Source organism: Peribacillus sp. B65, assembly GCF_058513295.1.
This window is the reverse complement of sequence record NZ_CP195840.1, coordinates 5,468,154-5,480,066: the sequence shown is the minus strand read 5'-3', so window position 1 is coordinate 5,480,066 and position 11,913 is coordinate 5,468,154. Positions and strand designations below refer to the sequence as shown.

Below are 11,913 nucleotides of genomic sequence, written 5' to 3'. Positions count from 1 at the left end.
ACTGCCCCTTTAGTTCCATAAGAAAAACGGTTAAACTTTTTTCAAATCGGTACGACTAGAATAAAGAAAGCCTACGATCCTTGCTATTTAAGGAAGTAGGCTTTTTTTACTTTTTCTTTTTATGTAGGCTATGATATTGAATATTGTTGATGAGTAACTTCTAGTTCAAAGAAATTACTCTTCTTAATCAAATTAATCTTTAACTTTATTTTTGTGTCTATTTGCTAATTTCATAGCGAAGAACTGAGGAATCAAATTCAAAAAACTAACCAAGATTAATAATTGATATGGAGTTAGTGGCTTAAAATAGCCACCCCATCGTTCGTTCCCTGTCATCTCGTTTATGAAATAAAATGAGATTATTACAGATAATATATTACCAATAATAAGAGAGATTGAGTTATTAAAGAGTTTGCCGAAGAAAGCAAGAAGTGAAGTCACTACAATCATAATCAAATAGCCAAGCATTGAACGGTTAGCAAAATCTTGGTGCATTGAAAAATAAACAAAAGGAAAACAGTATAAACAGACTATTAGAATACCAATTACTATTTTTCTTAGAACAAGCAAAATCTTATTCTTCATATATCCCCATCCCTATACCTTTGTCTATCCCCATAGTCCCCACCGCCTGTAATTCATTTAAACGACTTAAACTCTCTTCTTTATTAAAAGAACTATGCCAACGATAATCATATTGATCCAATATACGGTAATGGTTACTAATCAAATTTTGTTGCAAACGAAAATCCCCTCTATACTCGATTTCTTTCCACCATAACTTACCACCCATTGTTTTTTCTTTAGGCGTCCCACCATTTTTGCTAGTTATTAACTGAACAAAATCAACTGGATTGTCACCAATTGATGATATCAGCAATTGGCTATGATTAAACAAAGCACAAAATGCAACAACGGTGGTCCAATTGGCTTCTGTTCTTCTTTTTTCAATTTGAACTAGTGTTTTTTTTGAAATTCCTAGAATTTCAGACATCTTATCTTGAGAAAAACCTTGTTCTGTTCGGACAAGTTTCATTTTTTCTGATATTAAATTGATGAATTCTTCTTTTTCCATATATACTAAATACTCCTTTTTAGTGTAATTTTACACTAAAAGTATTATTTTTCAATAAAAAACACCTCTTTTGAATAAAAAAAACTTTAAAACACAAAGAAAAAAGCAAGAAATAACCTTGCTCTAAATAAGTTTGAAATGGAAATATTTCTTAATTAAAGCTTGTTGAACTAAACTGCCCCGTTAGTTACATAAGAAAATGGAGCTGTTTCCAACCCCATATTTGTTAGTTCAACAAGATAATAACTTTTGTAAGGTAGTTCCATACATACCTGCTTTCATTAGTAAAAGAAAGTGACAACCAGGGATGGGTGCCTTTACAATTTCATAAACACTTTGATTTCGTTTATTAATAGTATTCCTTTATACACACTTGTAATTTCATTCAAATTGATTAACTATCTTTTAAAAAAAATATTGTATTTGTTAGTCTTCTTATTAACAACTTGTCCAAACCAATCAATACTTTCCTCATAGAATGAATACAAGTAATTATACCGAAATGGAGGAAACAAACCAATGAGTGACACAAATTTTTCAAATGATTCTCCAGGCCCAAAAGGAAAATTAATTACTGGCCATTCAAAGGAGTTTATTTCAGATACACTTGGCTTTCTTACCCGTTTAGCAAAAGAATATGGAGAAGTTGCTAAAATTCGTTTTGGACCTTTCCATAATGTTTACCTTATTTCAAATTCAGATTTAATTAAGCAGGTACTTGTAACAAAACAAAAATCCTTCTTGAAATCAAAGGACTTCTCTGCTTTAAAACCAGTACTAGGAGAAGGCCTTCTTACAAGTGAAAAAGAAATTCACATGCGCCAAAGAAGGCTTATTCAACCCTCTTTCAAAAAGTCTCATATTAGCAATTATGGTCAGGATATGATTGATATAACAATGGACTATATTTCCACTTGGAAAAACAGAGAAGAAAGGATTATTTCGGAGGATATGATGAGCCTTGCACTGGGTATTATCAGCAAGACCATGTTCAGCATGAACCTCAAAGAAGGATATGGCATGCTCGGGGAACCTATAGAAGCCTTCATGAGAATTGCCGTTAAAAGAATGCGAACACTTCAAATGCCACTATGGGTTCCAACTAAAAACAACCGTGAATATAAAATTGCGAAACAGAGACTTGATAAGGTGATTTATAGCTTTATTGAAAAACGTAGAACAGAGGCAGAGAGACATGAGGATATGCTTGGGATTCTAATGGATGCTCGAGATGATGAGGATGGCTTAGCTATGACAGACAAGCAGTTACGTGATGAGTTAATGACCATTTTCCTTGCCGGTCACGAAACAACAGCAAATGTGCTTTCCTGGACCTTATACTTGCTTTCCCAACACCCTGATGTGGAAACTAAACTTTTCAATGAAATAGATAGCGTAATCGGCAACCGTAATCTAACAACTGGCGATTTTATGAAATTAACATTCACACAAAATGTTATCTATGAATCAATGCGCATATACCCGCCTGCCTATATCATACAACGGGAAGTGGCGGAGGATGTGGTAATTGGAGGGTATCTTTTTAAAAAAGGCGATATGATCCTGTTGAGTCAGTATGTGATGCACCACAAGCCTGAGTATTTTGATAATCCAGATTCCTTTAAACCTGAGCGATTTGAAAACAACTTTATGAAAACCCTACCTCCGTTCGCTTACTTTCCATTTGGCGGAGGTCCGAGAGTTTGTATCGGTAATCATTTTGCAGTGATGGAAGCTGTGCTTGTCCTAGCATGCATTGCTCAACGATATCGGATAAGGCTGGCGCCTGACCATCATGAAGTAAAGCCACTTCCGTCTATTACACTCAGACCGAAGCGTGGATTGCGCATGGTAGTCGAAGATAGAAATATAGGAGGTTTCCAACCAGAAGCTTCTGAAATTTAAATGAATATAAGTTGTATTAATGAACAAAATTGTCACTCTACACCTAAGGTAGATCCCCCCTTTAGTTCCATAAAAAAGACTGCAGCATCAACCCTAGTTTTTGAAGTAAACCAGCTAATAGGATGTCAATATCTTTCTCTGAAATTTTCATTTCCCTTATGATATACTATTTTTGGCCATGCCAAATACCCCTCCAAAACCCTTTGGAAGGATTTTTCTCTGTTTCAGAATCAAAGGTCCGGTAAGTAATAAAACCCAATAACAAAGATACGATAGGAATAATTATATACTGTGGCCCAAAAATAAAGGATGCTAGACCTAATAATAGAGTTAGCATCCCATAAGGATTTTGTCCTTTTATAGTATTTAAATGCACAATATCCTCCGGGGTCAGACCTTCGTGTTCGTACTTAGTTATTATTCGTTTAAGTATCCCTTGCACCATCCCTTGAAAAATGATGTATATAACAAAATTAAGCTTACTATTATTGTGAATTATTGGTTATCTTGATTTGTAAAAAAATTGCAGCAACATCACCATACCCTCTTACAACTTCCCTTATATTAAGAAGCCAGTTTTCGCCCTGTAATTCAACTAACGCACCCGTTAGTTGAAGAACATTGCTTATGTATTGTGTATTATCTTTGTACTAAAGAAAAAAACAGCTTATTTAATGTCTCTAAGATTTATAGTCCACTATGTCTCCCTCGTCATAAGCTTCTTTAAATAATGGTGGCGTTTTCGCTTCAGACTGATTTTGTGATGAGGAACGAATACCATTCTCAGCTAAGATATCTAAAATTTTTTGAATATCTTCTTTGGTTGCGGGTGCTTTGTTTGGCTTTAGGCTCGTCGCTATTTTACCATTGGACTCTAATATCGCCAATTCAACATCTTCGACATTTCCTATATTTTTTTGGCGAAGTGCACTTTGTATCTCATCTATCGTTAATCTGGCTTTTTTTAGCTCTTCTAACTTCACCTTTCCATCTTTAATTAGTATTGATGGTACTCCATTAATAAACTTTCTGGATTTTGGAAACCATATTTGTATTTTTGCTAATAATACAATTCCTATAATGAGCAAAGTTCCAGCATATACTGCTTGCCATTCCTCTTTCAATGCTAAAGGTTGGATTAGAACAGCACCAATCGAAATCCTTAACACAGCTTCCGAAACTGTTGTTTCTGCAAGTGATCTCTTTCCTGCGATACGCAGAAGAATAATTGCAGTACAAAAAATTAACAATGCCTTTAATACATAAGGTAAGGTAGATATGTCTTCTAAAAAATCCATCATTTTTCTCATTCCTTAAACATTTTTTGTTAGTATCTGTTGACTCTATACCAAATATGTAGATAGTTTTTGGAAACTAGGTAATAACAAAAATTCAGGTGTTTTTTAGAATGTAAAATAAAGGCTAAATAACTAATTCTCTACTTCAACTAAACTGCCCCTTTAGTTCCATAAGAAAAGGAGCTGTTGATCAGCTCCTGATATTAAAGAAGTTAAAATTATTTAGCGCGAACATAAGTTAATTCAAATGCGTAGTACTATTTAAAAATCTTATAAGTTTGTATGGATGATCGGTATACTCAAGAAGATGTATACCTGTATTATTAGAATTGAACCACACATCATTAATTTCGGGTGGTAATTGAAGAAAGCTTTCAATCATTTTAGTAATCATCCCCCCATGGGATATTATAGCAATTCGTTTATAATTTGCACTGTTCTCTCTAATATGGGAAAGGACATTTTGAGCTCGTAATCTAAAATCAAATTCACTCTCCATATCTTGCATCTCTCGTAAATCATCTAAGAATATTACTGGGCATTGGATAGTATTTGATAAAGTTTCAGCAGTTTTACTAGCACGAAGCAAGGTACTTGACCATATGAATTCTGGTGGAAACTCTTCTGATACACGCCGGCACATTTTTTCTACTTGTTCAACTCCCTTAATAGTAAGTGGTAAATCTGTAGTTCCTTCGTAATTTTCTTCTAGAAAATCGTCTTCTGACTCACCATGTCGAATTAATAGTATCTGCAAGATAATACCTCAACTTTGTTTTATTTATCCATATTAATAATTCAATTCAACTTTAATAAAACCTTTAAAAGAATAAAAACTCAGGTATTTTTTATAACTCTAAATCCTATTAAGGTTTTTTAAGAACCTTGTTCAACTAACCTGCCCCGTTAGTGCCATAAGAAAAAGAGCTGCCAAAGCAACTCTCTTATCGAAAGCAACTGTTAGTGGGACAAGGAAGGATTAAGTGTATAGTTCTTTTTTTAAAGCCTTAATTCCATCAATAACACTTTTTACATTTTCATCATTATTCAATTTGTTTCTGGCATGGAGCAAAACTGGTCTAACAGATTCTACCGAACGTCCAAAATCGTACATCCATTCATATCGAGGAACCATCCAAGTATGGAAATGGTGGGTAGTATCTTCATTATAAAAGTAATAAACATGTTCAATCCCTAATACTTCCCTTTGAGCTTTTCTAATCTTAGATAGCAAGTTTATGTAATCAACCTTGAGCTATCCTGCCCCTTTAGTTCTTTATAACATTATGTTAAGAATTGAAGCCATTTGTGTTCTGGTTCGTGCAATTGTATAGCATAATGAAGCCATTTTTTCCTTTGATTATTTAGATTGTCTATTGTCGCCATAAAGTCTTGATGGTCTTTTTCTCTTGTGTTTTTTACTTTATATAAAAGTACAATTTCTGGATTTAGATAAGGAATGCCTGTATCAGAATAACTCCAAACTGACTTAAGTGGGTGGGAAATCGTTAAATCCCTTCTGAATTTCCAATCATTTTTCTTTGTTTCATTTAGAAGAACTTCTAATTTATCTCCATTTGAATTATTCACAGCGTGTATTTCGTGAATAGGTAACTCTAAAAACTCATTTTCCCAAGTGTAAAATTTACCTTTAATAACCTTTTTAAAATCCCATTCTTTAAGATATTCCTTCAGATATAATTGGTCTTCTCGAAATAGTGCAATCTCTATATCGTGATGTTGTCTTGTTTCTCTGCCGATAAAAAGATCAATTGCCCAACCACCTGCAAAGAACCACGTTTTATTAAACCCTGACATTAAAGAAGTAATGCTATGACATTGCTCAAATGACATATGAATCCCCCAGACTAAAAAACTTATATCCTTATATATTCTTTTTCTATTTTGAAAAACCTCTATACTGAATCCTTATGCAACTAACCTGCCCCGTTAGTTGCATAAAGAAAGAGCTGCCTTTAAGACAACTCTGATCTTCAGCTAAAGCACCCGTTAGTTTAAGAATAATTATTCACATACTCCAACCTTGATCTATATGTGTTAACTGTATTATATCTAATTGGATGCTTTTTTCTCATTACTGATAAATCAATTATAGATAAAATTAAAGCCCTTATTGATACAGATGAGGAAGAATTAAAATTCTATTATGAAGTACTTATTGATTTTTTAAACGAACAATAACTAACTATTTCCTATACAAAAAAGTCTTTCTCTTTAAGAAGGGCTTTTTTTTAATCCTCAACGATTACATTAATAATTTAATTAAATTTAACTTTCTCAAAGGAACTATCTTTTTTCTGAATACGTAACTCTTTCGTGACAGGATCAATATATTCATCTAGAAGCGTTCTGTTTATACCTAAATTAACTTTTGCTAACAAAGAAAATTCCATAAGACTTCCATTTTGAGTTTATTCATAAATCACCAAAAAAACACCATAACTAAAACCCATTTTAAGCCCTATAAAATCAACTATAAACCATTCTGCGTATCTAGCTATTAATTTCTCTTTTAGAAGCCATTAAAACCTGTATCCTTGCGTTTAAAAGCTATATTGACCACCGATATTCTATCAATTACAATGGATTTGCTGGTGTCGACAACCAATCATTTATTGGGAGGAAAACCATATTGGAGTTTATTTTTAATTTAGTTTTAATATTATTTTTCACAAAAGTTGCTGGAGATATATCAGTTCGTTTAGGTCAGCCATCTGTTTTAGGAAAGCTCATAATCGGAATCATTTTAGGCCCTGCTGTATTGGGCTGGTTGAATAATAATGAGTTTATTCATTATTTTTCAGAGATCGGTGTTTTATTACTTATGTTTATAGCAGGGCTAGAAACAGACCTAGAACAATTAAAGAAAAACTGGAAATCTGCCTTTGCAGTTGCAGTCATTGGTATCCTTCTACCTTTCCTTGGAGGCTTTGGTGTTGGTGAATTGTTCGGCTTAAGTATGAAATATTCCATTTTTATAGGTGTACTTCTAAGTGCCACTTCAGTGAGTATTACTGTACAAGTTTTAAAGGATATGAACAAACTAAACTCTCGTGAAGGAAGTACCATACTGGGTGCAGCAGTTGTTGACGATGTTCTGGTGGTAATAATATTAGCAGTAATGTTAAGCTTTTTAGGAACTGGCGAGGAAATTTCATTAGGGTTATTAATAGGTAAAAAGTTAATTTTTTTCCTATTGGCTATACTTGCAGGATGGTTAGTCGTACCGTGGATTCTAAACTGGCTGTCTAATTTAAAGGTTACAGAACCCATAATGTCCATTGCACTTGTAATATGTTTCGGGTATGTATATTTTGCTGATTTGTTAGGTATGGCAGGGATTATAGGTGCTTTTGCTGCCGGCATTGCCATTTCATTAACGCCTCACAAGCATGTTATTGAAAGTAAAATTGAGCCCATAGCATATGCAGTATTTGTACCTGTTTTCTTCGTAAGCATAGGTTTGAATGTTTCATTTAGTGGGGTAGGAAATCAAGTAGGATTTATAATTATTCTTTCTTTGGTCGCTATTTTAACTAAATTAATCGGGGGAGCATTAGGGGCTAAGCTAACTGGCTTCTCAGGTAACTCCTCATTAATGATTGGCTCAGGCATGGTTTCTAGAGGAGAAGTAGCTTTAATCATAGCTGCGACTGGTCTTCAAGAGGCTTTACTATTACCGAAGTATTTCACATCGATTGTAATAGTAATTATTGTTACAACTTTAGTTGCTCCTCCACTTCTTAAGTATTTTATTCAATTAGAATCTAAGTCTCCTTCAAAAAATAAATAGATAATGTTAAAATCCCCTCTCATAGAGAAGGGATTTTTTATCTTAATCCTTTAAACTCATACCGATAATCTTTTCAAAATGAATCTTCTCAAAGGAGCTATCTTTCTTCTGAATACGCAACAATGTCAGTATCCCCTTCTAGTCTTTGTTCAACTAACTTGCCCTTTTATTTCCATAAGAAAAGCTACCTTAAAGACAGCTCCGATCTTCAGCTAACGCACCCGTTAGTTCTATATGCTCTTATTAAAGTCCACCATCTAAACCGTCAATTTTCACCCCTCTACTCCAATCACGAGTGATTTTTAATTCATTATCTTTAGTAGAGATAGTTAGCTCTCCTTCTTTATCATAAACTTTAGATGACTCCTCGTCATAAAACTTAAATTTTATAGTGTATTTATAATCAATTGTACTATCATCATTTTTACTTTGTTCTTTAAGGTTAAGGTTTTGTACCTCAATACTTTTATTAACTTCCTTGGCTACCATTGATGGTATTGAATAATAACGGTTAGCTATTTGAGCATCATATTCATCTTTTGATAAATATTCTTTAACCTTGTTTGCAATTTCATCTGAAGACGGAGGATTAGAGTGGTCTTTAACGTTATATCGTTCCGTACTGTAATCTTTAACGAATTTTTCTATATCAGCCTCTTTCGCCACGTCTTCCTTGGCCACATCCTTGTTACAAGCAACTACACAAATAAACAATACAAACAAAAACAATAAACTAAGAATTTTCTTTATGGTAGCCACCTCATTTCCTTCAAATGAACCTACACTCTTTATCGCCAACGTGGATATTGTAGCCCAAGTCGCAATGGAAATTGTGTTCAATACTAGATCAACACCTACAGTACCAAACAAATTCTTTATAATTTCCTCTCTTTTTGAGAAATCTTCTATAGCACTATTGTTAAATTCTTGAACAAGTTTATGAGCACGAATATTTTTTAATTTTAGTTCCTCTGTTCCTCGTTCATAATAGATTTTCTCTTTATCGCTCATACCTAATTTCCTCCTTTCAGTTAGTGCAAATGTTACCATAATCTTCAACTAACCTGTCCCGTTAGTGCCATAAGGAGTCTTGACGCATGCCCATCAAGTTAAAATTTCTTTATACCTCAAAACGAAAAAAGCTATCTTCAGCAGCATTTACAGAAAGAATAGCTTATTTTTTCGTTATGGGTATAATCCTTTTTCTTAGCTTGATGGCGATAGGCGGTACCCAATAAACAGAAAATTCGTCTGAAAACTTCTTCATTTTTTGTTTTAAAATAGGAATAATGTAAGATAAATCTATTTTTCTTGTATGATAAAGTAGAATAGTAGGAAAATGAATCGAAGGATGTGTTATTATTTGATGTTAAATGTAAAAAAAATGTCGTTTGTTGTTTTTATTTGTTTCATGTTTTTTATACCAAATTCAATCTTTGCTCAAGAAATTTTACACAATGGAAGTCAAGGACAAGCAGTTTATGACTTGCAAGAAAATTTAAAGAAAATGGGTTACTTTAACAGTCAACCAACAGGGTATTATGGTTCAATTACTGATCATGCAGTGAAACAACTTCAACTAGATTCTGGAATATTACCAGATGGAGTTTTTGGATTCCAAACACAACAAAAATTAAATAGTATTGAAATGATGGCAAGGGTTGTTTATGGAGAAGCTCGAGGAGAAACATATGAAGGAAAAGTAGCTGTCGCTGCAGTAATTTTGAACCGAATGTCAACACCAGGTTTTCCTAAAAATACTTACGATGTTATTTTCCAGACAAATGCTTTTACAGCTGTACATGATGGGCAATATTATTTGACCCCAAATAGCTATTCTTATCGAGCTGTTATTGATGCATTACAAGGTTGGGATCCTACTCATGGTTCTGTTTATTATTATAATCCGGTCTCGGCAACAGATGAATGGATTTTCACAAGGGAAACAGTCATTAGAATAGGCAACCACTTATTTGCAAAGTAAAACTAATCTACATACATATTGAGGCATGATATTTTTATAGTTTCGTATTATAAATATCCCATTAACTATGTCGTGAGGTATAGTTGAAAGGTCGGGCAGTATTTGCCCGACCTTTTTGGCGGTACCCTTACCCTTGGCGGCACCCCCAAAAGAAAAAACTGCCTTAAAGACAGCTCCGATCTACAGCTAAAGCACCTGTTTTTCCTTATTTTCCGTACCCATTTACTTATAAACAATATTAAGTACTTTTCCCTTGGTTCCAAAAGATAAAGCGATTACCTGGTATAGGAACCGCCTTCAACTATCTTTGCAAAGTCATCAAGAGTAGTTGAATACTTGATATAAATTCGTGGTAAAAGATAAAGTTCGTCTTTAATGCCCTTCTCAGAAAATAGTTCAGGAGTTGTCGTAAGTCCAAACAAATAATATTTCTTCGTTTCTTCTACCACTTTGTCATTGAAATTTCCGTATGGATACGCAAGAGCATTAACTGGTTTGCCTGTTATTTTTTGAATTTTTTCTTTGGACCCTTTCAGTTCATATTCATAATTTTTTATTTCCGTCAAATCAGGATGTGTAGCAGTATGAGACTGGATTGAGATTATACCCGAATCAGCCATCATTTTTAAATCCGATTTCGATAATCGGTTTGAACGACCGATAAAGTCAGAGATAACAAAAATGGTACCACTTGGTTTAAAACGTTCGTTTTCAAGTTTTTGAAAGATAGCAAATGCATTCAGATTGTTTTTGTATCCGTCATCAAAGGTAATGAAAATGGGTTTATTTTCTTTATGAATTTCTTGCCAACGATCAAAAGTTAATAATGTGTAGCCATGGTCTTTTAAATAAATCATTTGTTTCTGGAAATTATCAGGAGTTACATATAGCTCCTTAGAACCCTGCCCAGTAAACTCGTCAATCGAATGATAAATTAAAATTGGTACTTTTCGTTGAGCAAAAACTTGTGATGGAAGAATTAAGATAAGAAGACATAGGAAAAACATTACAACCTTTTTCATAAAATTCCTCGCTTTGCGTCCTTTTTATATCTTTTCAATTTATTGTGCCTCAAAAGCATAGTTCTATTATGATTTCTCCCATATTTGTTTCTATCTCCCATTGCAATGATGACTTTGATAATCCCAAATGAAAAACTAATTTCTTAAAACACTAAGGAATCGGACTAACTGCCACATTAGCTCTATAAGAAAAAGAGCTGCCAAAGCAACTGTTAGTGGGACAAGGAAGGATTAAGTGTATAGTTCTTTTTTTAAAGCCTTAATTCCATCAATTACACTTTTTACATTTTCATCATTATTCAATTTGTTTCTTGCATGGAGCAAAACTGGTCTAACAGATTCCACAGATCGTCCAAAATCGTACATCCATTCATATCGAGGAACCATCCAAGTATGAAAATGGTGAGTAGTATCTTCATTATAAAAGTAATAAACATGTTCTATCCCTAATACTTCCCTTTGAGCTTTTCTAATCTTAGATAATAAGTTTATGTAATCAACCTTTTCTAAGTCATTTAATTCGTCAAAGCACTTAATATGGCGTTTCGAGGCTAAAATTACTAAACCTTTAATGGGATATGCAACGTCTTGGTGAGCATGAAAATATTCAGTTTCGACTATTACACCACCATCCGGTTCTATTTCCCCACTTGTTAAAGCACAACTTAAACATTCGACTTCAACTGTTTTTCCATTAGACAAAGTAATTTCCCTCATAATTCCCTCCAAAAACAAAATATTATCTCTCTTAAAAATATAAAAATAAACAAACCCTTGTTGAGCTATCCTGCCCCGTTAGTTCATTAAGGGGTAGA

Annotated in this window: 11 protein-coding genes and 1 pseudogene; 3 read left to right on the top strand and 9 right to left on the bottom strand. The window is 33.6% G+C overall.

Annotation, left to right across the window (positions count from 1 at the left end; genetic code table 11):
* Positions 1-192: 192 nt before the first annotated feature.
* Both ACSR9O_RS27110 and ACSR9O_RS27105 read right to left on the bottom strand, forming a co-directional pair.
* Positions 193-585, bottom strand: a complete 393-nt coding sequence (locus tag ACSR9O_RS27110; RefSeq protein WP_260358057.1) for a hypothetical protein — start codon at positions 583-585, stop codon at positions 193-195.
* Positions 575-1,075 (bottom strand): helix-turn-helix domain-containing protein, encoded by a 501-nt coding sequence (locus ACSR9O_RS27105; RefSeq protein ID WP_491725409.1) that lies wholly within the window; start codon positions 1,073-1,075, stop codon positions 575-577. Before ACSR9O_RS27105 ends, ACSR9O_RS27110 begins: the two co-directional genes overlap by 11 nt.
* Positions 1,076-1,594: 519 nt before the next feature.
* Here ACSR9O_RS27105 and ACSR9O_RS27100 point away from each other — a divergent pair.
* Positions 1,595-2,980 (top strand): cytochrome P450, encoded by a 1,386-nt coding sequence (locus ACSR9O_RS27100; protein ID WP_491725408.1) that lies wholly within the window; start codon positions 1,595-1,597, stop codon positions 2,978-2,980.
* Positions 2,981-3,660: 680 nt separating this feature from the next.
* Here the strand turns inward: ACSR9O_RS27100 and ACSR9O_RS27095 are convergent.
* The 4 genes and pseudogenes from ACSR9O_RS27095 to ACSR9O_RS27080 all read right to left on the bottom strand — a co-directional run bounded on the left by ACSR9O_RS27095 (position 3,661) and on the right by ACSR9O_RS27080 (position 6,132).
* Positions 3,661-4,278: a DUF421 domain-containing protein gene (locus tag ACSR9O_RS27095; RefSeq protein WP_491725407.1), complete on the bottom strand. Its 618-nt coding sequence runs from the start codon at positions 4,276-4,278 to the stop codon at positions 3,661-3,663.
* Between the two features lie 238 nt (positions 4,279-4,516).
* Positions 4,517-5,035: a histidine phosphatase family protein gene (locus ACSR9O_RS27090; protein ID WP_402843784.1), complete on the bottom strand. Its 519-nt coding sequence runs from the start codon at positions 5,033-5,035 to the stop codon at positions 4,517-4,519.
* Between the two features lie 222 nt (positions 5,036-5,257).
* A pseudogene (locus ACSR9O_RS27085) lies at positions 5,258-5,530 on the bottom strand (HIT family protein); the annotation flags it as partial.
* A 32-nt stretch (positions 5,531-5,562) separates the two neighbouring features.
* Positions 5,563-6,132, bottom strand: a complete 570-nt coding sequence (locus tag ACSR9O_RS27080) for a nucleotidyltransferase domain-containing protein (protein WP_491725406.1) — start codon at positions 6,130-6,132, stop codon at positions 5,563-5,565.
* A gap of 799 nt (positions 6,133-6,931) precedes the next feature.
* On the opposite strand from ACSR9O_RS27080, the gene ACSR9O_RS27075 reads away from it, so the two are divergent.
* A complete protein-coding gene (locus ACSR9O_RS27075; protein WP_491725405.1) occupies positions 6,932-8,092 on the top strand; it encodes a cation:proton antiporter in 1,161 nt (386 codons plus the stop codon).
* Between the two features lie 243 nt (positions 8,093-8,335).
* Here the strand turns inward: ACSR9O_RS27075 and ACSR9O_RS27070 are convergent, their stop codons facing one another.
* A complete protein-coding gene (locus ACSR9O_RS27070; protein ID WP_491725404.1) occupies positions 8,336-9,103 on the bottom strand; it encodes a maltose acetyltransferase domain-containing protein in 768 nt (255 codons plus the stop codon).
* A gap of 355 nt (positions 9,104-9,458) precedes the next feature.
* Here ACSR9O_RS27070 and ACSR9O_RS27065 point away from each other — a divergent pair, with 355 nt between their 5' ends.
* Positions 9,459-10,076: a cell wall hydrolase gene (locus tag ACSR9O_RS27065; RefSeq protein WP_427572265.1), complete on the top strand. Its 618-nt coding sequence runs from the start codon at positions 9,459-9,461 to the stop codon at positions 10,074-10,076.
* Positions 10,077-10,351: 275 nt separating this feature from the next.
* Here the strand turns inward: ACSR9O_RS27065 and ACSR9O_RS27060 are convergent, their stop codons facing one another.
* Together ACSR9O_RS27060 and ACSR9O_RS27055 are read right to left on the bottom strand one after the other, a co-directional pair.
* A complete protein-coding gene (locus ACSR9O_RS27060; RefSeq protein ID WP_101225315.1) occupies positions 10,352-11,098 on the bottom strand; it encodes a polysaccharide deacetylase family protein in 747 nt (248 codons plus the stop codon).
* A gap of 231 nt (positions 11,099-11,329) precedes the next feature.
* Positions 11,330-11,815 carry an HIT family protein gene (locus ACSR9O_RS27055; protein WP_134783723.1) on the bottom strand — a complete coding sequence of 162 codons (486 nt, stop codon included), beginning with the start codon at positions 11,813-11,815 and terminating at the stop codon, positions 11,330-11,332.
* Positions 11,816-11,913 lie beyond the last annotated feature (98 nt).